Source organism: Sphingopyxis sp. PAMC25046 (assembly GCF_004795895.1).
Classification (GTDB): Bacteria; Pseudomonadota; Alphaproteobacteria; order Sphingomonadales; family Sphingomonadaceae; genus Sphingopyxis.
The window spans coordinates 219,505-244,424 of the sequence record NZ_CP039250.1 but is presented as its reverse complement, the minus strand read 5'-3'; the positions used below and the strand labels follow the sequence as shown (position 1 = coordinate 244,424).

At 67.3% G+C, this 24,920-nt stretch carries 15 protein-coding genes; 6 read left to right on the top strand and 9 right to left on the bottom strand.

Translation table 11 applies throughout. The features are described from left to right. Positions 1-139: 139 nt before the first annotated feature. The 8 genes from recQ to E5675_RS01100 all read right to left on the bottom strand — a co-directional run bounded on the left by recQ (position 140) and on the right by E5675_RS01100 (position 9,809). On the bottom strand, positions 140-1,915 hold the full coding sequence (recQ, locus tag E5675_RS01130) for a DNA helicase RecQ (RefSeq protein WP_136173068.1): 1,776 nt from the start codon (positions 1,913-1,915) through the stop codon (positions 140-142). Between the two features lie 60 nt (positions 1,916-1,975). After that, positions 1,976-3,619, bottom strand: a complete 1,644-nt coding sequence (ybaL, locus tag E5675_RS01125; protein ID WP_136173067.1) for a YbaL family putative K(+) efflux transporter — start codon at positions 3,617-3,619, stop codon at positions 1,976-1,978. A 70-nt stretch (positions 3,620-3,689) separates the two neighbouring features. Then, complete coding sequence (locus E5675_RS01120) at positions 3,690-5,732, bottom strand: bifunctional diguanylate cyclase/phosphodiesterase (RefSeq protein WP_247594744.1); 2,043 nt, start codon at positions 5,730-5,732, stop codon at positions 3,690-3,692. Between the two features lie 103 nt (positions 5,733-5,835). Next, positions 5,836-7,656: an ABC transporter ATP-binding protein/permease gene (locus E5675_RS01115; protein ID WP_136173066.1), complete on the bottom strand. Its 1,821-nt coding sequence runs from the start codon at positions 7,654-7,656 to the stop codon at positions 5,836-5,838. A gap of 47 nt (positions 7,657-7,703) precedes the next feature. Next, positions 7,704-7,853 carry a hypothetical protein gene (locus E5675_RS21365; RefSeq protein WP_168707774.1) on the bottom strand — a complete coding sequence of 50 codons (150 nt, stop codon included), beginning with the start codon at positions 7,851-7,853 and terminating at the stop codon, positions 7,704-7,706. A gap of 104 nt (positions 7,854-7,957) precedes the next feature. Further along, on the bottom strand, positions 7,958-8,536 hold the full coding sequence (locus E5675_RS01110) for an LptA/OstA family protein (RefSeq protein ID WP_210727589.1): 579 nt from the start codon (positions 8,534-8,536) through the stop codon (positions 7,958-7,960). Beyond that, positions 8,533-9,171, bottom strand: a complete 639-nt coding sequence (gene lptC, locus E5675_RS01105; RefSeq protein WP_136173065.1) for an LPS export ABC transporter periplasmic protein LptC — start codon at positions 9,169-9,171, stop codon at positions 8,533-8,535. The genes E5675_RS01110 and lptC overlap by 4 nt, the downstream gene beginning before the upstream one ends. A 20-nt stretch (positions 9,172-9,191) precedes the next feature. Further along, on the bottom strand, positions 9,192-9,809 hold the full coding sequence (locus E5675_RS01100; protein WP_136173064.1) for a ribonuclease H-like domain-containing protein: 618 nt from the start codon (positions 9,807-9,809) through the stop codon (positions 9,192-9,194). A gap of 262 nt (positions 9,810-10,071) precedes the next feature. On the opposite strand from E5675_RS01100, the gene E5675_RS21870 reads away from it, so the two are divergent. Beyond that, entirely contained in the window at positions 10,072-10,827 is a 756-nt protein-coding gene (locus E5675_RS21870; RefSeq protein ID WP_136173063.1) for a cold-shock protein, read from the top strand. Positions 10,828-10,946: 119 nt separating this feature from the next. Here E5675_RS21870 and E5675_RS01090 read toward each other — a convergent pair whose 3' ends face one another. After that, positions 10,947-14,036: a TonB-dependent receptor gene (locus E5675_RS01090; protein ID WP_168707773.1), complete on the bottom strand. Its 3,090-nt coding sequence runs from the start codon at positions 14,034-14,036 to the stop codon at positions 10,947-10,949. 177 nt (positions 14,037-14,213) lie between these two features. Between E5675_RS01090 and E5675_RS01085 the strand changes: the two genes are divergently transcribed. The 5 genes from E5675_RS01085 (at position 14,214) to E5675_RS01065 (ending at position 24,856) form a co-directional block, all read left to right on the top strand. After that, entirely contained in the window at positions 14,214-14,534 is a 321-nt protein-coding gene (locus tag E5675_RS01085) for a phosphoribosyl-ATP diphosphatase (RefSeq protein WP_168707956.1), read from the top strand. A 10-nt stretch (positions 14,535-14,544) separates the two neighbouring features. After that, on the top strand, positions 14,545-14,922 hold the full coding sequence (locus E5675_RS01080; RefSeq protein WP_136173060.1) for a histidine triad nucleotide-binding protein: 378 nt from the start codon (positions 14,545-14,547) through the stop codon (positions 14,920-14,922). Positions 14,923-15,059: 137 nt separating this feature from the next. Continuing rightward, a complete protein-coding gene (locus E5675_RS01075; RefSeq protein ID WP_247594743.1) occupies positions 15,060-20,903 on the top strand; it encodes an MG2 domain-containing protein in 5,844 nt (1,947 codons plus the stop codon). Between the two features lie 171 nt (positions 20,904-21,074). After that, positions 21,075-23,216: a penicillin-binding protein 1C gene (gene pbpC, locus E5675_RS01070; protein WP_210727588.1), complete on the top strand. Its 2,142-nt coding sequence runs from the start codon at positions 21,075-21,077 to the stop codon at positions 23,214-23,216. 101 nt (positions 23,217-23,317) lie between these two features. Next, entirely contained in the window at positions 23,318-24,856 is a 1,539-nt protein-coding gene (locus E5675_RS01065) for an amino acid permease (protein WP_136173059.1), read from the top strand. Positions 24,857-24,920: the final 64 nt, after the last annotated feature.

Genomic DNA, 24,920 nt, shown 5'->3' with positions numbered 1-24,920 from the left:
TTTTGGGTTGGGGAGCGGACATTCCACAACCGTCGCCCCCGCGAAGGGGCGTCGACCGGTCTTCGGCATCAAGCGGGACCCCGGATCAAGTCCGGGGTGACGAATAATGAGACGGCAGCAAACGGTCGCTTGCCGACGATCAATATTGGCGGATCACGTTCAGAAACGCGTCGCCCCACGCGTCGAGCTTCTTGCCGCCGACGCCGGGAATGTCGGCGAGCGCGCTCCGCGTCGCGGGGCGCTCGCTCGCCATCGCGCGCAGCACCGCGTCGTGGAAGATCACATAGGGCGGCACCCCGGCTTCGGCCGCCAGTTCGCGCCGCATCGCGCGCAGCGCATCGAACAACGGATCGCCGACCGGGTTCGCGGCCGCCCGATCGGCCCGCGAAGCCCTCTGCGTCCGCTTCACCGGCGGCTCGGCGATCAGCACCGGCGCTTCGCCCTTCATCATCGCGCGCCCGGCGGGGCCGAACATCAGCCCGCCATGCTCGGTCGTCTCGAGCGCCTCGCGCGCGACGAGCGTGCGGACGAGCGGCTTGATCAGCCGCGCCTCCTCGCCCGCGACGATGCCGAAGACCGAAAGCTTGTCGTGACCGCGCTGGGAAATGCGCTCGTCGCTCCGCCCCGTCAGCACCGCCTCGACATGCCCGGCGCCAAAGCTTTGCCCGGTGCGATAGACCGCCGAAAGCAGTTTCTGCGCGAGCACCGTCGCATCGATCTGGCGCGGCGGTTCGAGGCAGGTGTCGCAATTGCCGCAGCGTTCGGGCGGCGACTCGCCGAAATGGCGTAACAGTAGCGCGCGGCGGCACTCGACCGTCTCGACCAGCGCCGCAAGCGAATTGAGCCGCGCCCGCTCGCTTGCTTGTCGGCCTTCGGGCAATTCGCCGAGCCGCATCCGCGCGCGCGCGAAATCCTCGGCGCCCCACAGCATCAGCGCCTCGGCGGGGTCGCCGTCACGCCCCGCGCGTCCGGTTTCCTGATAATAGCTCTCGATCGACTTCGGCAGCCCGGCGTGCGCGACGAAACGCACGTCGGGCTTGTCGATTCCCATGCCGAAAGCGACCGTCGCGGTGACGATCCCGTCCTCCGACGCGACGAAATCATGCTGCACCTGCGCGCGGCGCTCGGGATCGAGCCCGGCGTGATAGGCGGCAACGCTGCGCCCCGTGGCGGCGGCAAGCTTCGCCGCCATGCGTTCGGTCCCGTCGCGCGTCGGGCAATAGACGATCCCCGGCCCGGGATTGGCGGCGATAAAATCGGTGAGTTGCTTCGCGGGACTCCCGCGCGGCGTCACGCGGTAGCGGATATTCGGGCGGTCGAAGCCCGCGAGCACCAGCCCCTCGTCCGGAATGCCGAGCTGGACGAGGATATCCTCGCGCGTGTGCTTGTCCGCCGTCGCCGTCAGCGCGAGACGCGGCACCGCAGGAAATGCATCGAGCAGCGGCCGCAGCAGCCGGTAATCGGGCCGGAAATCATGCCCCCATTCGGAAACGCAATGTGCCTCGTCGATCGCGAACAGCGCCGGCGCGCGCGCTTCCATCAGCGACCGGAAGCCTTCACCTGTCGCGCGCTCGGGCGCGATATAGAGGAGGTCGAGTTCGCCGTCGCGATACGCCTGCCGCGTGTCGGCGAAATCGGCATCGACGCTCGTCAGGCTCGCGGCGCGAATCCCCGCCGCGCGCGCGCCGCGCAGCTGATCGTGCATCAGCGCGATCAGCGGAGAGACCACAACGACGCAACCGGTCAGCGCCACCGCAGGCAATTGGTAGGTCAGCGACTTGCCCGCCCCCGTCGGCATCACCGCGAGCGTGCGCTCGCCCGCCATCACGCGATCGACGACCTCGCCCTGGCGGCCGCGGAAATGATCGAAACCGAAGGTGGATTTGAGCAGCGGGAGGAGCGCGTCGGCGGACATTGGAATGGGCGATAGGGCGGAAGCGGGATAAAACTCAACCCCCACCCTGACGGGAAGGGCTCAAGCCCGTGTCAGCATCGCGCGCTCGGCCATGCGCGACGCGGTCTCGCGCTCGGCCATCACGACATGGTCGGCGCCGCGCCGCACCAGATCGCTCACTTCCTCGTCCGAATGCGCGCGCGCGACGATGACGAGCTTGGGGTTGATCGCGCGCGCGCGCCGCACGATCGCGCCCGCCTCGACCCCTTCGGGAATCGCGATCAGCAGCGTCGACGCCGCATCGAGCCCGGCCTGGCGCAGGATGCTCTCCTTCGTCGCATCGCCGATAATCACCGTCGCGCCCGCGGCCTCGGCGGCGGCGGCCATGTCCTTCTGGTCCTCGATCACCGTCAGCCCCTCGCCGCGTCCGCAGATCATCCCGCCGATATGGCTGCCGACGCGGCCGTAACCGATCAGCACGACCCCGGCGTTGCACGGCCCGGGCGTTTCGTCGGCCGCGCTCCCGGGCTGCTCCGCGGCGGGCGCGTCGGAACGGATGCGTTTGACCACCAGCGTGAACAGGATCGGGTTGAACAGGATCGAGAGCATCGCCCCCGCGAGGATCAGGTCGCGTCCCGTTTCGGGCAACACTTTCAGACCGACGCCCAGCCCGGCGAGGATGAACGAGAATTCGCCGATCTGTGCGAGGCTGACCGAGATCGTCAGCGCGGTCTGGTTCGGATGGCCGAAGGCGCGGACGAGCGCGTAGGCGGCGAGCGATTTGCCGACGACGATGATCGCCACCGTTGCGACGACCGGGCCCGGCTGTTCGGTCAAGACTTCGGGATTGAAGAGCATTCCCACCGACACGAAGAAGAGCACGGCAAAAGCGTCGCGCAGCGGCAGCGTCTCTTCGGCGGCGCGCCGCGACAATTGCGTCTCGCCGAGGATCATGCCGGCGAAGAAGGCGCCGAGCGCAAAGCTCACATCGAAAATCACCGCCGCGCCGAATGCGACCCCGAGCGCGATCGCCAGTACCGCAAGCCGGAAGAGCTCGCGCGATCCCGAATGCGCGACCCAGTGGAGTACCCACGGCAGGATTCGCCGCGCGATTAGGAACATGAAGGCGCCGAAGCCGACCACCTTGACGAAGACGATCCCCGCCGATTGCAGCAGCCCGGCGCCACTGGCCTCGTCGCCGCGCGCGCCGAACATCGCGGGCAGCAGCACGAGCGCGAGCACCATGACGAGGTCCTCGACGATCAGCCAGCCGACCGCGATGCGCCCCTTCTCGGTCTCCACCATGTCGCGCGCCTGCAATGCGCGCAGCAGCACGACGGTCGATGCGACCGACAGCGCAAGGCCGAACACCGCGCTCCCCTCGATCGACCAGCCGAGCCATAGCCCGAGCATCATGCCGAGCGCGGTCGCGACCGCGATCTGCAGAATCGCGCCCGGCACCGCGATCTTGCGAACCGAAAGCAGGTCCTTCAGCGAAAAATGGAGGCCGACCCCGAACATGAGGAGGATGACGCCGATCTCGGCGAGTTGCATCGCCAGTCCCGTGTCGGCGACAAAGCCCGGAGTGAAGGGCCCGACGAGGATACCGGCGAGCAGATAGCCCGCGATCGGCGAGATTTTGAGCCGGTGCGCGAGCGCGCCCATCAGGAAGGCGACCCCCAAGCCCGCGACGATGGTTCCGATCAGCGTGGTATCATGCGGCATGAACCCTTGCGTAGAGGGCGCGTGCGCGAGGGGTCAACCCAAGCCGGCTATTTTCGTTACGATCGAGCCGTCAGGCGGCGAACACCCGGCCGTCGTCGCCGCGATCGTCGCCCTGCGCAACACCGCGCCCCGGCCGTCCGATCAGGAAACCCTGCGCCTCGTCGCAGCCTTCGCGGCGCAGCACGTCGAGCTGTTCGGAGGTCTCGATGCCCTCGGCGAGGATCGGGATCGACAGGCTCTTGCCGAGCGCGAGCACCGCGCGCAGGATCGCGGTCGACTGGACGTTGCCGGCGAGCTCGGCGAGGAAGAAGCGATCGAGCTTGATCTTGTCGAAGGGAAAGGCACGCAGCGTTTCGAGCGACGAATAGCCGGTTCCGAAATCGTCGAGCGCGACCCCGACGCCGAGCGCCTTGATCTGGCGCAGCACATGCAGCGCGCGTTCGCGGTCGGCGATAATCGCGGTTTCGGTCAGCTCGATCTCCAGCCGTCGCGGCGGCAGGCCGGTGTCGAGCAATATCTGGTGGAACAGGCGCGGCAGGTCGACATGTGCGAGCTGCAGCGGCGATACATTGACCGCAACCTTCGATGCGTGCGGCCAGGCGGCCGCGTCGGTGCAGGCGCGCCGCATCACCCATTCGCCGAGCGCCAGGATAAAGCCGTTCGCTTCGGCAAGCGGGATGAAGATGGCCGGCGGGATCGCGCCGCGAACCGGATGCGTCCAGCGCAGCAGTGCTTCATAGCCGGTGATCTCGCCGGTCGTGACCGAAGTCTGGACCTGATAATGAACGTCGAGCTGTTCTCGCTCGATCGCGCTGCGCAGATCGGCGGCAAGTTCGCGCTGGTCACGGATCGCCTCGTCGAGCTGCCAGTCATAATGGCAGGGCGTCGTCGCTGCGTCGGCCTTCGCGCGGTACATCGCGAGGTCGGCGTTGTTCACCAGCATCTCGGCGGTCGCCGCATCGTCGGGAAAGACCGCGACGCCGATGCTCGCGCCGACCCGCGCTTCGAAATCGGGAAAGACGAGCGGCGTCTTGAGTTCGGCATCGAGCCGCGCGGCAAAGGCCGCGAGCTGTGCGCGATCGGTAAAGCGCGTCAGCGCAACGAACTCGTCGCCGCCCAATCGCGCGACGAACTCGTTATGCCCCAGCGTATCGCGCATCCGCTGCGCGATACGCGCGAGCACCTCGTCGCCCGCTTTGTGGCCGTGGACGTCATTGATTTCCTTGAAGCGGTCGAGATCGATCGCGCAGAGGCCGACGCGTTCGCCGCTCACCATCGCCGCCCCGATCTGCCGCGCCAGTTCGGCGCGAAAGGCGGTGCGATTGGGAAGGCCCGTCAGCGCATCGTTCATCGCCATGCGCGTCATCTCGCGGAGCGCCTCCGACCGCGTCTGGCGGTCAAGCATCGCGGCGAAGACGCCCGCGGCGATCACGATGCCGCCGACGAGGACCGTCGCGAGCGCCAGCGCGTTGAACTCCACCGGGCGCAGCGGCGTCTCGTCGAGCGCCATCGGGGTGATCCGCATCGCGGTCATTGCGAGGAAATGAAGCGACGCGATCGCCAGCACGATGAGCAAAGTCGCGAGCGGCACGCGGTATCGCACCGCGCGGCTCGTGCGCAGCACGGTCAGCGCCGCGGCGGCGAAGGCCATGCCGCAGATCACCGCTGCCGCGATATACTGGCCGTCCCACGCGACGATGCCATCGACCCGGTACGCGGTCATGCCGGTAAAGTGCATCGCGGCGATCGCGGCGCCGAACAACGCCCCGCCGATCGCGCCGAAAACCTCGTCCTTGCCCCAGGCCGCGACCGCGAATCCGATGAAGCTGCCGACCATTGCGACCATCAGCGACGCGATGGTCAGCACCGGATCGAGCGTCACGGGCGCTTTCGCCTCGAACGCCAGCATCGCGACGAAATGCGTGCACCAGATTGTCGCGCTCGCGGCGACGGCGACGAGGAAGGCCCAGGCGATCCCTTGCGACCGCGACGCATCGCGCGCGCGCTCGAACATCTGGACGATCGCAAAGGCGCCGACGCCGCAAATCGCGACCGCCAGCGCGACGAGCCACGGATCGTGGTCGATCGCGATACACATCGCCAGCCTGATCAAGAACCCACCTTTCGCCTCGAACGCCCGTCGGTGCGACGGATCGGCTCAAAGCGGCTCAATGGGTGGAAATCACTTACAAAATTGTAAACGGCGGGCCCGCGAATTACGCCTCGACCGTGCCCTCGTCGCGCTCCGCCTGCTGCCTTGCCCACATATCGGCGTAGAGGCCGCGCATGCCCAGCAGCTGATCGTGCGTTCCCGTCTCGGCGACGCGGCCCTTTTCGAGCACGATGATGCGGTCGGCGTTGGTCACCGTCGACAGGCGGTGCGCGATCACCAGCGTCGTGCGCCGCGCCGCGATGCGGTCGAGCGTCGACTGGATCGCCGCCTCGGTGCGGCTGTCGAGCGCGCTCGTCGCTTCGTCGAGAATCAGCAGCGGCGGGTTCTTGAGCAAAGTGCGCGCGATCGCGACGCGTTGCTTCTCGCCGCCCGACAGCTTGAGCCCGCGTTCGCCGACCTCGGTGTCGTAACCCTGCGGCAAGAGCGCGATGAAACCGTCGATCGCCGCGCCTTCGGCCGCCGCGGCGATTTCTTCGGCGCTCGCGCCTTTGCGGCCATAGGCGATGTTGTAGCCGATCGAATCGTTGAACAGCACCGTGTCCTGCGGAACGATGCCGATTTCGGCGCGCAGGCTCTTTTGCGTCACTTGGGCGATGTCCTGACCGTCGATCAGGATGCGCCCGCCCTGCGGATCATAGAAACGGAAGAGCAGCCGCGCGATCGTAGACTTGCCCGCACCCGACGGCCCGACAATCGCCAGCGTCTCGCCCGCGCCGACCGCAAAGCTGACGCCGTTCAATATCGTACGGTCGGACTCGTACCCGAAGACGACATTCTCGAACGCCACCGCGCCGCCATTTACGACCAGCGGCCACGCGCCCTCGGCATCGGCGATCTCGGGCGGCGTGTCAATGAGGCGGAACATCGCCTCCATGTCGATCAGCCCCTGCCGGATCACGCGATAGACCATACCGAGCATGTCGAGCGGGCGGAAAAGCTGCGCGAGCAGCGTGTTCACCAGCACCACGTCGCCGACCTTATACTCACCGACCGACCAACCCCAGACGGTATAGGCCATCGCCCCTGCGAGCGCGGCGTTGGTGATCAGGCTCTGCCCGACGTTTAGCCAGGCGAGGCTGTTCTCGCTCTTCACCGCGGCGCGCGCATATTGGTCGGCGACGTCGCGATAACGCGCTTCCTCGCGCGCCTCGGCACCGAAATATTTGACCGTTTCGTAATTCAGCAGGCTGTCGACGCTGCGCCCGATCGTCAGCGTGTCGAGGTCGTTCATCCGGGTGCGCAGCGCGTTGCGCCAGTCGGTCACCTTGCGCGTGAAGATGATATAGACGACCACCATCAGCGCGGTCGCGCTCGCGAGGCCGAAACTGAACTTGGTCCAGAAGATGATCAGCACCGCCGCGAGTTCGATCACCGTCGGCGCGATGTTGAACAGCAGGAAATAGAGCATTGTGTCGATGCTCTTCGTGCCGCGCTCGATCACCTTCGTCACTTCGCCCGTCCGCCGCGCGAGGTGGAAGCGCAGGCTCAGCGCGTGGAGGTGGCTGAAGGTCGTGATCGCGAGCTCGCGCGTCGCATCCTGCCCGACGCGTTCGAACACCACATTGCGGAGGTTGTCGAACAGCACGCCGGCAAAGCGCGCGCCGGAATAGGCGAGCACCAGCCCGATCGCGAGCGCGACGCCTTCCTCCATCCCCGGCGCCATGCGGTCGATCGCGGCGCCATAGAGGAACCCCATCGACAGTTGCACGCCCTTCGACGCGAGCACGATCAGGCCGGCGAGGACGATGCGCAGCTTCGCCTCGCGCTGCCCGGCGGGCCACAGATAGGGAAGGAAGCGCCGCAGCGTCGCAAGGACGGGCGGTTCGCGGCTGGCGTCGGCGGAGGTTGCGGTATCGGGGGGCATGGACGCCCCATGTAGGGGCACAACGCCGCCGCGCCAACTCCCCTCGTCTAGCGCGACTCGCGCCGTCCCGCGTGGCGGATGATCCGGTCGATCAGCCGACGTTCCTCGGAGGAGGGCATCGGGACGATCGCGGCGGGCGGTTCCTGGCGGCGACCGAACAGCGGACGCCGGGGCGGGACGATGGGAGCAAAGCGCATGGGGGCTGCTTTCAACTATGCGGCGTTGCCCCCCGGCGCCGCTATGACCTGGTCCCTGCAGCCATGGTGAAACCGCATGGTTGCGGCCCGGTAAAGCGGCGTGGTTACTGCTTTCTTTCCGGTACCGTGAAGGTGCCCGTGACGCGCCCGCCGGTGCCGCCCTCTACCGGATTACCGTCGGGTCCACGCGCCGCCCCGCGTCCGTCGACCGTCGCGCGGCCGCTGGTGAGGTCGATGACGAGCCGTCCGCCGCGCAGATTGTTGCCGCGCTGGCGCAGTTCGACATTGCCGACCATCGTGATCAGCCGCCGGTCGAGGTCATAGATGGCGACATTGCCCTTTGCCATTTCGTCGCCCTTCACCACCGTCACCCCGCCGGTCGCGTCGAGCCGGTTCACGTCGGTGCCGCCGGCGCGCGTATAGGCGACCGTCATCCGCGGCGCGGTTACCGTCAGCCCCGCCTGCATCACGCGGACATTGCCCGCGAGCACGACGCGGTCGGCGCGATCCTGCACCTCGATGCTGCCCGCCGCGAAATCGACCGGCGCGTTGCTGTTGTGGTTGGCGAGCGCCTGCGCCTGCGCGGCATCGCCGCCGCCGCCGCTGGACAGCAGCGCCAGGCTGGTCAGGGCGAAGCCCGCGCCTGCGAGCACCATGCTCTTCAGGGTCCAAAGCCGGTTCATTTGAGCACTCCCTGATTGATCCTGAGCCGCGCATTGCCCTCGAGGCGCACGATCCGCTTGTCGAGGTCGGCCGACAGCCGATTGGCCGAAAAGCGGCCGATATTCAATGTGCCGTCGACGCCGCCCTCGCCCGCGAGCGTGCGCGTGTTGAGGTCGACCGCGACATTGCTCGCATCGATGCTATAGCCGTTCGCGCTCTTGACCTGCACCGTTCCCGGGACCGCGACCTTTTCGGTCTCCATATTATAGGCGCCATTCTTCGCGACGATCGTCGCGGGGCCGTCGGCGAGCTTGATCGCCCCCGACAGGTCGGTCATCCGCACGATCGGTTCGGCGGAGCTTTTCTGCACCGCGCTGCCCGCGAGCAGCGCGAAAGGCTGTCCCTTCGCATCCTGCCCACGATATTCGGCGCGCGTCACCTTCATTCGTTCGCTCGCCATGTCGACCTTGTCCTTGGCGAGCAGGAAGCTGATCTCGGCGCGCTGGGTGAAGGGCGAGAAGACGAGCACCGCCGCGACGACGCCGATGACGAGCGGCAGCCCGAAGCGCAGGATGCGCACCACCCGGTCGTGGCTCGACCCGCTCGCCGCCCACATGCGGCGCATCGTGCGATCGAGATCGGCGCGTTCGGACATGGACGAAGCCTCCCGGACCTTCAGCTATGCGCGAAAATATCGACCTCGGGCCAGCCCGCAAGGTCGAGCGCGGCGCGCGTCGGCAGGAAATCGAAACAGGCCTGCGCAAGCGCCGTGCGCCCCTCGCGCGCCAGCCGCACGTCGAGAATTTCCTTCATCGCATGCAGGAAACGCACATCGCTCGCCGCATAGTCGCGCTGCGCGTCGCTGAGCTCGGCGGCGCCCCAGTCGCTCGACTGCTGCTGCTTCGACACTTCCTGGCCGAGCAGCTCGCGCACCAGTTCCTTGAGCCCGTGCCGGTCGGTATAGGTGCGCACCAGCTTGGAGGCGATCTTGGTGCAATAGACCGGCGCGGTCACCACGCCGAGCGCCTGCTGCAGCGCGGCGATGTCGAAGCGCGCGAAATGAAAGAGTTTCAGCCGCGACGGATCGGTCAGAATCGCCTTCAGAACCGGCGCGTCATAGGCGCTGCCGGGACCAAAGCGCACCAGATGCTCGTCGCCCGATCCGTCGCTGATCTGGACGAGGCACAATCGGTCGCGCAGCGGGTTCAAACCCATGGTTTCGGTATCGACCGCGACCGGGCCCGGGCGCAGCACGCCCTCGGGCAGATCTTCTTCGTGGAAATAGACAGTCATAGCCGCCGCCTTAGGCCAAGCAGCCCTGCCGCTCAATGGCTGGTTTTGGGGCCCGGCCCCGGGTCGCCGAAGCCCGCGGCAAACCGTGCAATATTCCGCACCATCTTTCTGAAATTTTCTGTTCGCAGCCTGTGGATAATTAGGCTATATCTTGCGCCCTTGGTGGCATGGGGCGAGTCCGTGCCCGTGGTGAACTGCGTCCCCGTCCGGCGCAAGGAGCCGGTTGAATGGGGTGTGGACGACCGAAAGCGACTACTAAGCAATGAGTTTCAACAAGGATCGCCGTGGCCATCGGGGACGCGGCAAGCGCGATGATTTCGGCAATTTCGACAGCTTTGAACCGGCACCCTACGGTGGCGACAGCTACGGCGGCGGTCGTGGCGGCTTCGGCGATCGTGATCGCGGCGGCTTCGGCGGCGGCGATCGCGGTGGCTTCGGCGGTGGCGACCGCGGCGGCGGGGGCGGCTTCGGCGGCGGACGCGGCGGCGGCATGCCCGCGCAGGTCGTCGGCGAGGGCCAGGGCACGGTGAAGTTCTTCAACGCATCGAAGGGCTTCGGCTTCGTCGCCCGCGACGATGGCGGCGAAGATGTGTTCGTTCACATCAGCGCGGTCGAACAGGCGGGCCTGCAGGGCCTCGCTTCGGGCCAGCCGCTCGGCTTCACGCTCGTCGAACGCAACGGCAAGGTGTCGGCGATCGACCTCAAGATCGAGGGCGAGCCCCTGCCGATCGAGGAATTCGCTCCGCGCCAGCGCGACGGCGACCGTCCGGGCGGCGCCCGCGGCCGGCGTCAGCTGACCGGTGAACGCACCTCGGGCACGGTGAAATTCTTCAACACGACGAAGGGCTTCGGCTTCATCGCACGCGACGACGGACAGGCCGACGCCTTCGTCCACATCAGCGCGGTGCAGCGCGCCGGCATGACCGGCCTCGACGAAGGCGACCGCGTCGCATTCGACATCGAGGTCGACGACCGCGGCAAGTTCGCGGCGGTGAACATCCAGCCGCATCAGGACTGATCCGCCGGACAGGCAAACGGAAAGGGCGGCCCACGAGCCGCCCTTTTTGTTTGGAACGCCGGTTTGCCAACGACCGGTTACAGCCGGGAGTTGCCGTCCTTATATCGCGGAAACCCGACTCAAATCTTCCCGCGTACCCCCAGGAAGAAGCGCCGCCCCAGATAATCATATTGCGTCCCGAACGCCGGCGCCTGCCCGATGACCGGCGGCGTCGCAGTGACGACGGTCGACACGCGCGGCGGCGGCGTGTCGAACAGATTTGCTACGCCCAGCGTGATCCGGAAACGGTCGGCGACATCGCGGCTCAGCGACAGCGAATGATAGAAGGTCGCGGGCACGCTGACATCGGGGCAGAAGCGCCCACCGGGACGGAAGCTCGAGGTACGGCAGGCGTCGCCGCCCTGCGCGCGGAGCAGATCCTTCTCGTTCGACGCCGCGCCGGTGACGTCGAGCCCGTAAAAGAGCGTCCAGCCCTCCTTCATCCAGCCGAGGTTGAAATCGCCTACCCACTTCGGATTGCCGATCTTGCCATTGTCGTCGATCTCGGTGCCGGGAAAGAGTTCGACCTTGTCCTCGACCTGCCAGGTCATCTGCGCGCGGAAGGTCAGCGACCCCAGATTGCCGAGGTCCTGATCGACCGCGAGCGACACGTCGACGCCGCGATTGCGCTGGCGGCTGATGTTGACATAGCGGTCGGTGACCGCCGCGACGCTCTGCGCGTCGGGTCCGGCGGCGGTGCGCGTGAACAGGCCGCAGAAGGGTTCGGCAGCGAAATTTTCCGAATCATAACAGCCGGTGAGGAGGTTGCCCGCGCCGAGCAGCGCGATCTCGTCCTTCACCTTGATGTCGAAATAATCGACCGCAAGCCGCGTCTTGAGCCCGCGCCATAGCGCCCCCGACAAATCGGGGGTGAGGATGACCGACACGGTCTTCGCGGTCGAGGTTTCGGGTTCGAGCCGGCCGAGCCCGCCGCCCGACACGATCGTCGCCGGGCCGATTCCGCCGGCATAGTCGGGCGCGATGCCATCGGCGGCGCAATTGTCGAAGATGCGCTGGCTGATCGCGCCCGCCGCGAGCCGCGCCGCGGTTTGGATGCACGGATCGATATCCGGCTGACCGAGGAAACCCGTCTGGTCCTGAAGGAAGAGTTCGAACAGCGCCGGCGCGCGGAACGAGGTGCCCCAGGTGCCGCGGAACCGTAGCCAGTCGGCCACCGCCCAGTCGGCGCCGACCTTCCACGTCGTATCGCCGAAGCTGTCCTGCGCGCCGCCACGCGCGGTCGCCTCGACATGCGTGTAGCGCGCCGCGCCCGACAGCGTCAGCCGCTCGATCATCGGCACGCCTGCAAGCAGCGGCAGCTCGACCTCGCCGAAAAGCTCCTTCGACACGGTGCGCCCCGCGGTGATGCCCGAGGTCGTGAAATTGGCGACATTGCCGGCGAGCGTCGCTTCGCCGGGCGTGTCGTCGATCTCGTCGCGGCGGATATTCGCGCCGATCGCGACGCCGACGGGCCCGGCCGGAAGCGTCAGAAGCTTACCCGTCAGCAGCGCCTCGGCCGATGTCTGCTTGAACAAGGTCCGCCCCGTCTCGCGCCCTGTCAGGAAGGCACGCTCGGCGGGAGTGAAATTGCCGCGCAGCACGCGCGGATCGGTGAAGTCGATGTCGATGCACTCCGCGCCGCGGATCGCGGTGACCGTCCCCGCGCACGAGCGCGTGCGCAAGGTCTGCGACGCGAGCGCGTCCCGATAGATGACATCCTGCGTATAGCTCGCGTCCGACCGGCTGTGCTGGCCGTGGACGTCCCATTTCCATCCCGCCCCGAAATCGCCGCGCAACCCAAGCACACCGCGATAATAATCGACGTCGGCCCGGCTTTCGGACTTCACCAGCACGCGCGGGCGCAGGATCAGGTTGCCGCCGAACTCGCCATTGAGCGGATCGCCGAGATCACCCGGATCGCAATTATACTGCGTCGGGTCGCAGAGGAAGAAAGGCAGCATCGACGCGCCGGTGAACTGCTGCAGCTCGATCCGCTGGACGCCATTGTTGTGCGACTTGCGGTTGCTGAACAGGAATTCGCCATAAGCGGTGATGCCGTCGGTGACGTCGTAAGTCCCCTCGGCGAACGCGCTGATGCGGCGCACGCCCGAAAACACGTCCATATCCTGCTCGGCGGGCTCGAACTGGTTGAGCGCGCCCGTCGAGGGGCCGTCGAAATTGACCCCGAAGAAATCGGCGGGGCCGAACACGCCGATCGGGTTGTACGCGTTGATCGGGATGCCGACGCCCGCGAATTCGCTGCCATATTGACCCGCGAAGATCGCCTGCCCGTTCGGCGCGATCAGGCCGGGGCCGAATGTGGGGAAACCATTTTCGTCGACCCCCGAAAAATCGCTGAACACGATCATGTTCGCCTGCGTGCTGCTGCACGCCGGGCGTCCGGTGCGGAAATCGACGATGTCCGCGCGGCTGCCGTCGGCCTCGCGCTTCAGATATTCCTCGGAGCAGAAGAGGAAGCCGCGGTCGCGGCGCGTCAGATTCTGCTGGCGGAAAAAATCGACCGTCGCGAAAAAATGGCCGCGATCGAATGTCTTGCCGAAGCTCGCGTCGGCGCCATAGCTTTCGCCGCCGCCATGTTCGGTGATCGATGAAAAGCCGCCGGCCTCGAAGCCGTCGAGGTCGTCGCGGGTCAATATATTGACCACGCCTGCTACGGCATCGGAGCCATAGATCGACGAGGCGCCGGTCTTGAGTATCTCGACCTGCCGCACCACCGACAGCGGCAGCACGTTGAGGTCGAAGGGCGCGACCGACCCACGGATGCCCGCGGGTCCCGCGCGGCGGCCGTTGATCAGCACCAATGTCCGCTCGGCGCCGAGGCCGCGCAGCGACACCGTCTGCACATCATTGCCGCCATTGGCGACAAAGCGATTCGAGATCGCCGAGGTGATCTGGATCGATCCCTGCGCCGCCGGTGCCGACTGCAGCACGTCGGCGAGCTGTACCTGTCCTTGCAGCTTCGCCGATTCGGGATCGATGATCTGGATCGGGTCGGCGCTGGTGAATTCGCTCTTTGCGATGCGCGAGCCGGTGACGATGATTTCGTCGGCGTCGTCCTGCGCCATTGCGGGGCTCGCCGATAAAGCAATCGCCGAGGCCGTTGCGGCTAGAAACACCTGGGCCGAAAACACCTGGGAACGGGTGCCCATTTTCGTCATCCTTGTTCGAATAGAAGTTGATCTCGCCCCCCGGCGCGCCGGAAATTAGCCCCGGGGCGTTTCGATATGGTTTACGCGGCGGTAATTTTTTGAGCGCCGCGCCTGCTTGCCGACACCCGCGCGCATCGCTACGCACGCGTCCGAAAGGATCGGATAATGGTGAGCGCGCTGGGCGAGACATTGGACCGGCTGGAATCGATTGTCCGCGACCGCCTCGCGGCGGGCGACGCCGAGGCTTCCTATGTCGCGAGCCTCGCCGCCAAGGGCCGCGGCAAGATCGCGCAAAAGCTGGGCGAGGAAGCGGTCGAGACCGTGATCGCGGCGCTCACCGAGGATGACGCCGCTCTGACCGGCGAGGCGGCTGACCTCGTTTTCCACCTCACCATCCTGCTTGCGACACGCGGCCTGTCATGGAACGACATCGCCGCCGAATTGGCGCGCCGCCACGGCACCTCGGGCCACGCCGAAAAGGCCGGCCGCCCCCAATAGGAGCTTCCCCATGCCGATCGATGCGACCCGTCCCTATGACGAGACCAATATCTTCGCGCGCATCCTGCGCGGCGAGCTGCCGTCGAAGACCGTCTACGAGGACGAATTCGCCCTCGCCTTCCACGACATCAATCCGCAAGCGCCACTGCACATCCTCGTGATTCCCAAGGGCGCCTATGTCAGCTGGGACGATTTTTCGGAGCGCGGCAGCGACGCCGAGATCGCGGGCTTCGTTCGCGCGGTCGGCAAGGTCGCGCGCGATCAGGGCCTCGTCGCCCCCGGCTACCGCCTGCTCGCCAACACCGGACTCGACAGCCACCAGGAAATCCCGCACCTCCACGTCCACATCTTCGCCGGCCAGCCGCTCGGTCCGATGCTCGCGCGCTGATATCCCGCGCCGTCTGTGACCCCGGTCACAGCATTTTCCCCGACCGCGACTAACCGTGCCGAGCGCGCGGCGACGGGTGGACTCTTGTCCCTGTTTCCAGCAGGATAGATATCCGGGCCAGAAGGGGAGACGAAGCGATGGGCAAGGCATGGCGCGCGCTAGCTACAGGCATGGCCGGCAAGGCAAAACTGGCGCTGATCCTGCCGCTCGCCCTCGCGATGGCCGCGACCGCGACCGCCGACACCGTGCCGCAGGTCACGCTCGCGACGCCGGGCAGCTCGGGCACCGGCGACGGCACGATCACGCGCTTCACCTTGCGTTTCTCCGAAGACATGGTCCCGCTCGGCGATCCGCGCGCACCCGCACCCGCTACCAACGACTGCAAGCTTCCGTCGACCGGCCGCTGGGTCGACACGCGCACCTGGGTGCTCGAATTCGATAAACCGCTCCCCGGCGGGCTCGCCTGTCATGTCGAACTTCGCGACGGGCTCACCACCGCGCGCGGCGTTGCGGTCGCGGGCAACAGCCGCTTCGCGCTCGACACCGGCGGCCCCTCGGCGCGCGCGGTGCTCGTTGGCGGCATGGGCGGCGGGATCGAGGAAGAGCAGATTTTCCTCGTCGCAACCAACGTCGCCGCCGACCGCGCCTCGGTCGGCCGCTACGGCTATTGCGCGGTCGACGGCATCGGCGAGAAGATCCCGCTCGACGTCCTGCCGCGCGAAACCGCGACTGAAATCCTGACCGGCCTCGGCGACAATAATTGGTCGCGCCAGTCCTTCACCTACGACGCCGGCCTGCCGCAGCGTTTCCCCGCCGCGGGCGCCGACCGCGAGGCCGCGCTCGACCGCATCGTCCCCGTCAAATGCCGCCGGCCATTGCCGCCGGGACGCGAGATGGCGCTCGTCTGGGATGCGCGCATCAGCCAAGCCGGCGTCCCCGGCCGCACTGCGGGTCGCGACCAGCGTTTCGATTATGACGTGCGCCCCGCGTTCACCGCCAAAATGTCGTGCAGCCGCGTCAATCCGCAGGCGGGCTGTAACCCGATCAAGGATGTCGTGCTGAGCTTCGCCGCGCCCGTGCGGCGCGAGAGCGCGCTCGCCGCGGCGCTTAGCACCTCCGATGGCAAGACACTCGCGCCCCAAATCGACGACGACGACAAGAACGACGCCTGGCTGACCACCGTGCGCTTCGCCGGCCCGCTGCCACAGAATGTCGACGCGACGCTCGTGCTGCCCGCGAATGTCACCGACCAGAGCGGCCGCAAGCTACAGAACCAGTCGAACTTCCCGCTGAAATTCCACATTGACCGCGCGCCGCCGCTGGTCAAATTCGCCGCCGACTTCGGCATCCTAGAAGCTGGCGAGGGCGGCGTGCTGCCGGTCACCGTGCGCGGGGTCGAAGCCAGCCTCGTCCAGTCGAACCTCAAGATGCCCGTGGCGGCGTTGAAAGTCGGCGACGACGATGCCGCGATCGCGCGCTGGCTCCGCCGCGTCGACGACGCCGACGACACCGACTATCGCGAGGAAAAAAACGCCGCCGGCAAGGACGTCACCGTGAACTACACCGGCACCAAGTCGGTGTTCGTCGGCGCCCCGGCGGGCGGCGAACGCCGCAACCTGCAACTGACCCCGCCGGGCGGCGGCAAGGAATTCGAGGTCGTCGGCATTCCGCTCGCCGAAAAGGGCTTCCACGTCGTCGAGATCGCGAGTCCTGAACTCGGCGCCGCGCTGCTCGGCCGCCGCGAGACGCGCTATGTCGCGACCGCCGCGCTCGTCACCAATATGGCGGTGCATTTCAAATGGGGGCGCGAAGGCTCGCTCGCGTGGGCGACCGCGCTCGACACCGGCCTTCCCGTCAGCGGCGCCGAAATCCGCGTCACCGACGCCTGCACCGGCCGCCTGCTCGCGCGCGGCACCGCCGACAAGGCGGGCCGCCTCGCCTTCCCGTCGGCGCTGCCCGAACCCGAAACATATTCGAGCTGCGAGGAAAATCCCGACATGGCGAAAAGCGAAGGCCATGCCCTGATGGTCAGCGCGCGCTCGGGCGATGATTTCAGCTTCACGCTCACCGACTGGGGAAACGGCATCCGTCCCTATGACTTTGACCTCCCCTATGGCTGGTCGGAGCGGGCGGACATCCTGCACACCGTCTTCGACCGCGCGCTCGTCAAGGCGGGCGAGACGGTTCACATGAAGCATATCCTGCGCCGCCCGGTCGGACTCGGCTTCCGTACCCCCGAAGCGCTCGCGGGCAAGCTCCGCCTTGTCCACCGCGGCTCGGACACCGAATTCGAGATGCCGTTCGCGATTTCCGCCACGGGCAGCGGCGAGACCGTCTGGAACGTCCCTGCGTCGGCGCCGATGGGCGATTATGAGCTCGTCTTCGTCACCAAGGATAAGGACGGCGAGGACAAGACGATCTGGCCGGGCCAGACGGTTCGGGTCGACGAATATCGCCTGCCGACGATGAAGGCGACGATCACCGGGCCGAAAACCGCGCTCGTTCGCCCCGCCGCGGTACCGCTCAACCTCTTCGTCGGCTATCTCTCGGGCGGCCCCGCGCCCAATATCCCCGTCGAGCTCCGCACCAATTTCCGGTCGAGCTGGTCGCCGCCGGAGGATTATCGCGACTGGGATTTCGACGGCCAGCCGGTCAAGGAGGGCGTCGTCCAGCTCGACGACGGCGGCGATACGCCGTCGGCCGACCTGCCGCTCGCGCGCTCGGTCCCGCTCACCCTCGACGCCAATGGCAGCGCGACGACGAGCGTCACGGTCGACCAGCCGATCACCGAACCGACGCTGATGGCCGCCGAAATGGATTATGAGGACGCGAATGGCGAGACGCTGACGTCGAGCCGCCGCATCACCCTTTACCCCTCGGCGGTCCGGCTCGGGCTCAAGACCGACGGCTGGCTGATGCGCGACAACGACCTCCGCCTCAATTTCATCGCGCTCGACTTGGACGGCAAGCCGATCCGCGGCCAGCGCATCGACGTCGCGCTCTACAACCGTGAGATCATCACCGCGCGGCGCCGCCTGATCGGCGGCTTCTACGCCTATGACAACCAGATGCGCACGACGCGCCTCGGCGCGACGTGCAGCGCGACCACCGACAAGCTCGGCCGCGCGAGCTGCGCGATGGCGCCCGGCGTCTCGGGCGAAGTCACCGTCGTTGCGACCACGCAGGATGCCGACGGCAACGAAGCGCGCGCGGTGCGCTCGGTGTGGCTCGCGGGCGACGACGACTGGTGGTTCGGCGGCGACAATGGCGACCGCATGGACGTGATCGCCGAACAGCCGCGCTACGCCGCGGGCGACACTGCGAAATTCCAGGTCCGCATGCCGTTCCGCGAAGCGACCGCGCTCGTCACGGTCGAGCGCGAGGGCGTGCTGTCGAGCTTCGTCGTGCCGCTCAAGGGCACGAATCCTGTCGTCAAGGTCAAGCTGCCCGCGACCTACGCCCCCGACGTCTATGTCTCGGTCATGGCGGTGCGCGGCCGCGTCACCGGCGGCGAGAGCTGGTTCCGCAAGCTGAAGCGCGCAGCCGGCTTCAAGATCGAGAATAGCGAAGGCGCGCCGCCGACCGCCCTGGTCGACCTCGCCAAGCCCGCCTACCGCATGGGCATCGCGCGGATCAAGGTCGGCTGGGAAGGCCATAAGCTCGGCGTCAAGGTCAAGGCCGACAAGGAGAAATATTCGGTCCGCGAAACCGCGAAAGTCGACATCGAAGTCAAGACCCCGAGCGGCAAGGCGCCGAAGAACGCCGACGTCGCCTTCGCCGCGGTCGACGAGGCCTTGCTCCAGCTAGCCCCCAACGAAAGCTGGGAGGTGCTGAACGCGATGATGGGCGAACGCACGCTCGACGTGCTCACCTCGACCGCGCAGATGCAGGTGGTCGGCAAGCGTCACTACGGCCGCAAGGCGCTCGAACCCGGCGGCGGGGGCGGCGGCGACCTCTCGGGCCTGACGCGCGAGGATTTCCGCCCCGTGCTGCTCTGGAAGGGCAACGTTCCGCTCGATGCCAAAGGCCGCGCGAGCATCGACGTGCCGCTCAGCGACAATCTCTCGGGCTTCCGCCTCGTCGCCATCGCGACCGATGGACCCCAATATTTCGGCACCGGCGAAACGAGCGTGCGCACTGTGCAGGATCTCGGCGTCTTTGCCAGCATGCCCGAACTGGTGCGTACCGGCGACACCTACGATGCGCGCTTCACGCTGCGCAACGGCACCGACAAGGCGATGGAGGTTACCGCGACCCCGGCGCTGTCACCCGCCGTCGCGACCGCGCCGCCGCTCACCGTCACTATCCCCGCGGGCGGCGCGGTACCAATCAGCTGGTCGATGACCGCGCCCGAAGCCACCGGCCCGATCGAGTGGACCGTCGATGCGGCGTCAAAGGACGGCAAGGCGCGCGACCGCCTCGTCTTCGAACAGACGGTCGAACCCGCGGTGCCGGTCGAGACCTGGGCGGCGAGCCTCTTCCGCGTCGGCCCCAATACGACGCTGCCGATCGCGATCCCCGCGGGCGCGCTCCCCGGCGGCTATGTCGATATCGCGCTCGCGGGCACGCTCGCACCACCGCTCACCGGCGTGCGCGACTATATGAGCGCCTATCCCTACACCTGCTTTGAACAGCAGACGTCACGCGCCGTGGCATTGGGCGATGTCGGGCGGTGGCAGGCGCTCGCGGGTGCGATGCCGACCTATCTCGATGACGACGGGTTGCTCCGCTACTGGCCGAACGAGCGCATGACCGGGTCGATCGAACTCACCGCCTATGTGATGAGCGTGACCGCTGCGAACGGCTTCGCGATCCCCGAAGCATCGAGCGAAAAGATGGTGAAGGCGCTGCAGGCGGTCGTCGAAGGGCGCCTCACGCGCAAGGGCTATGGCCCGTGGGACATCCGCCCCGTGCGCATCGCAGCGCTCGCCGCACTCGCGCGCAACAAGGCGTCGAGCGCGAGCCTCGTCGCCGCGATCGACGTCGCGCCCGCCGACATGGCGACCAGCACGCTCGCCGACTGGCTCGTCGCGCTCGAAAAGACGCCGGGGGTGCGGAATGCCCCCGCGCTGCGCACCGCAGCCGAGGCCGAGTTGCGCAAACGCCTCGTCTACGAAGGCACGCGCCTCGACCTCGTCGACGACGCCAAGGCTCCGTGGTGGATGATGACGAGCGGCGACGAAATGGCGATCAAGGCCTTGGAAGCCGTGCTCGGCCGCAAGGGCTGGGAGGATGACGCGGGCAAGCTGATGGTCGGCGTCGCACAGCGCCAGCGCAAGGGCCATTGGGACACCACCCCCGCCAACGCATGGGGCGCGGTCACCGTCCGCCGCTTCGCCGCCCTCTATCCGGCAAGCGCGATCACCGGCATCACCAATATCGGCCTCGCGGGCGACACCGCCTCGCAAAGCTGGCCGCTGTCGGCCGAACCCGTCTCGCCGCTCCGCGTCGCACTCAACGCCGCGACGATGAACCTCAGCCACCAAGGCGGCGGCGCGCCATGGGCCACCGTCAGCGTCAAGGCGGCGGTGCCACTCAAGGAACCACTCAACGCGGGCTACCGAATCAAGCGCTCGGTCAGCATCGTCAAGGCGGCGAACAAGGACCGGCTGACGCGCGGCGACGTGATCAAGGTGCGGATCGAGGTCGTCGCGGCGGCGGGCCGGACGTGGGTCGTCATCAACGATCCGGTCGCGCCGGGCGCGACGATCGTCGGCAACCTCGGCGGCCAGTCCGAAATGCTGGCCGAACAGGCGAACGGATCGGGCGCGCAGCCGAGCTATGTCGAACGCGGCGAGGACAGCTGGCGCGGCTATTTCGGCTGGATGCCCGCGGGCACCCATGCGGTCGAATATGTCGTGCGGTTGAACGGTTCGGGCAAATTCACCCTGCCGCCGACGCGCGTCGAGGCGATGTATTCGCCCGCGATCCGCGGCCAGTGGCCGAACGCGCCGATGACGGTGGCGAGTGTCGGGCGATGATCAGACAGCACTCCAACAAGATCCTCCCTGTCGCGCGGCGATGGGGAGGTGGCAGCGTGAAGCGCTGACGGAGGGGCTTTTGGCGCACGACCCCGGCCCCTCCACCATCCTTCGGATGGTCCCCCTCCCCATGCCTGCGGCACGGAGAGGATTTGTTGGGCCTCTCAAACAATGATGCCCGGCAAACGCCGCTGGTTCGATGCACTGGCGTGGACGGCCCTGACCCTGCTCGTCCTCGTCACCGCCGCGCACCTTGTCACGCGCCCACCCGCGCTGCCGGAGTATGAGAAAGTGCGCGCCGACTGGCGCGCCAGCGAAGCCTGGCTCTACGACCGCGACGGCCAGCTCCTCGACAGCGAGCGCGTCGATTTCGAACGCCGCCGCCTCGCGTGGGTGCCGCTCGGCGACATCAGCCCCGCCGTCCGCGACGCAGTGGTGAACGCCGAGGACCGGCGTTTCTGGTCGCACGCCGGGGTCGACTGGCTCGCGGTCGCGAGCGCCGTCCGCGCGCGCCTGACAAGGGGGGAGACCGGCGGCAGCTCGCGCGGCGCCTCGACGCTCGCGATGCAGCTCGCGGCCTTCCTCGACCCCGGCCTCGCGCAGCCGGGCCAGCGCGACTGGCGCACCAAGATCCGTCAGATGCGCGCGGGACAGGCGCTCGCGGCAAACTGGTCGCACGAACAGATGCTCGAGGCCTATTTCAATCTTCTGCCCTTGCGCGGCGAGGCGCAGGGCATCGGCGCGGGCGCGCAAAGCCTGTTCGGCAAGAAGCCCGCCCAGATGAACCACACCGACGCCGCGCTGTTCGCGGGGCTACTTCCCAACCCCGCTGCGGGCGCCGAAGCACTCGGCCGCCGCGCGTGCCGCGTCGCGGGGACGCGCGACTGTTCGGCGATCCGCGCCGCCGCCGCGACGCTCGTCTCGGGCGAACATGCCGCACGCTTCGACCCCGGCCTCGCGCCACACCTTGCCGTCCGCCTGCTCGACAAGCCCGGCAAGCGCGTCACGACGACGATCGACCGCCGCATCCAGACCGCTGCGATCGTCGCGCTGCGCCGCCAGCTCGCGGGGCTCGGCGCGAACCGCGTCCGCGACGGCGCGGTCGTGGTGCTCGACAACGCGACCGGCGAAGTGCTCGCCTATGTCGGCGGCGTCGGCCTCGGATCCACCGCCGCGCAGGTCGACGGCGCCAATGCGCGGCGGCAAGCGGGCTCGACGCTCAAACCGCATCTCTATGCGCAGGTGATCGAGCATGGTTGGCTCACCGCCGCGTCGATCCTCGAAGACAGCCCAGTTCAGCTCGACACCGCCTCGGGGCTCTACGTCCCCAAAAATTACGACCGCAGCTTCAAGGGGCCGGTCAGCGTCCGCCACGCGCTCGCCTCGTCGCTCAACGTCCCCGCGGTGCGCACGCTCATCATCGACGACGTCCAGCAGTTCCGCGACCGCCTGTGGGCGCTCGGCTATCACGGCCTGGTCGAGGACGGCGAATATTACGGCTTCTCGCTTGCCTTGGGCTCGGCCGAAGTGTCGCTTGTCGAACAAGCCAACGCCTTCAGGACATTGGCGAATATGGGCAAGTGGTCGCCGGTCCACTTCGGCGATATGCGCAAAGATGGTGAAGAAGCGCGCGCGATCGTCAACCCCGCCGCCGCCTTCATCGTCGGCGACATTCTCGCCGACGCCTCGGCCCGCGCCGACGCCTTCGGCGCCGACAGCGCACTCCGCCTCCCTTTCTGGGCGGCCGCCAAGACCGGCACCTCGAAAGGCATGCGCGACAATTGGTGCATCGGCTATTCGGACCGTTTCACCGTCGCGGTATGGGTCGGCAATCTCGAGGGCGATTCGATGCGCGCCGTCTCGGGCACCTCGGGCGCCGCGCCGGTGTGGCGCGACGTGATGATGGCGCTCCATGCGGGGAGACCCGGCCAGCCACCGAAAATGCCGGGCGGCGTCGAGCTGCGGCAGGTCAGCCTCCCCGGCACGCGCGAGCCGCCGCGCCGCGAATATTTCCTTACCGGTACTGCGCAAACCGAGATGGCGGCCGCGCCGCAGGCCGCGCGCCGTCCGCGCATCACCAGCCCGGTCAGCGGCAGCGTCTATGCGCTCGACCCCGACATTCCGATTGATCGCCAGCGGCTCGCGGTCACGGTCAGCGGATCGGTCGCCGGATACCGGCTGATCCTTGACAAAAAGCCGCTCGGCGATGCCGACGCCGGGCAACAAATATTGCCCCGCCCGGGCGCACATATGCTCGCGCTGATTGATCCAGGCGGCCGAATGATTGACCGTGTGCGCTTTACGGTACGGTAAGCCGGGTTGCCCCCTGAAATTAAGTTGCGCTGACGCGCGGAGCGGCTAGTCTGCCCCGCCATGAGACGGGCGGCAGCTCAGCCGCTCCAAAGGGGAAGAACATGCTATTTGACCGCGTAAAGCCGTTGGATGCCATTTTGGCGACAGCGGAAAAGAAATCGCTTACGCGCACGCTCGGCGCTTTCCAGCTTACGATGCTGGGGATCGGCGCCGTGATCGGGACCGGGATTTTCGTGCTGACCGCGGAAGCCGCGCAAAAGGCGGGCCCCGGCATGATGATCAGCTTCATCATAGCCGGTTTCGTCTGCGCCTTCGCCGCGCTCTGCTACGCCGAAATGGCCTCGATGGTCCCCGTTTCGGGTTCGGCCTACACCTATAGCTATGCCGTGATGGGCGAGCTGATCGCCTGGATGGTCGGCTGGGCGCTGATCCTCGAATATGCGGTGGCCGCAGGCGCGGTGTCGGTGGGCTGGTCGGGCTATGTCGTCGGGTTGATCGAACATAGTTTCGGGCTCGACATACCCGCGAAATTCGTGCTCGGGCCGTTCGACGGCGGCATGATCAACCTGCCCGCGATGTTCATCGCCGGATTGGTGACCTTCCTCCTCGTCATCGGGACGCGCGAATCGGCGACGGTCAACGCAATCCTCGTCGTGATCAAGGTCGCCGCGCTGACGCTCTTCATCATCCTCGCCCTGCCGGTGATGAATATGGAGAAGTTCGAGCCCTTCGCGCCGCTCGGCATCGGCGGGATCGGCGCCGCCGCGGCATCGATCTTCTTCGCCTATGTCGGCTTCGACGCGGTTTCGACCGCGGCCGAGGAAACCAAGAACCCGCAGCGCAACATGCCGATCGGCCTGATCGGCAGCCTCGCCATCTGCACCATCTTCTACCTGCTCGTCGCCGCCGGCGTCATCGGCACCGTCGGCGCGCAGCCGGTCGGGATCGACGCCGCCGCGGGCCATGCGCTCGAACCCGGCAGCCGCGAACTCGCGGCCGCGTGCGGCGCGATCGGCGATCAGGCGGTGGTCTGCTCGAAGGAAGCGCTCGCGTGGACGCTGCGCGAAATCGGCTGGCCGCAGATCGGCAATTTGATCGGCCTCGCCGCCGGCCTCGCGCTGCCGTCGGTCATCCTGATGATGATGTTCGGCCAGACCCGCATCTTCTTCGTGATGAGCCGCGACGGGCTGCTGCCGCAAGCCTTCTCGAAGATCCATCCGAAGTTCAACACGCCGCACGTGATCACGATCATCACGGGCATCGCGGTCGCGCTGTTCGCCGCCTTCTTCCCTGTGGGGCAGCTGGCGAACATCTCGAACTCGGGCACGCTCTTCGCCTTTGCCGCAGTGTCGATCGCGGTGATGGTGATCCGCCGCACCGATCCCGGCCGTCACCGCCCGTTCCGCACGCCGGCAATCTATGTCACGGCGCCGATTGCGATCGCGGGCTGCCTCTACCTCTTCTTCAACCTCGACCAGAAGAGCATCAACCTCTTCCTGATCTGGGCCGCTGTCGGGCTGGTCGTCTACTTCGTCTACAGCCGCAAGCGCAGCCATGTGGGCTTGGGACATGTCGAGGTCCACGAGGACGACAGCGACGCCCCGCCGCCGCCGGTTCCGCCGGCACCGTCGTTCAGCTGACGGTTCGGACGATCAAAAAAGGGAAAGGGGGCTTCGGCCCCCTTTCTTTTTGGCTTTTTGGATA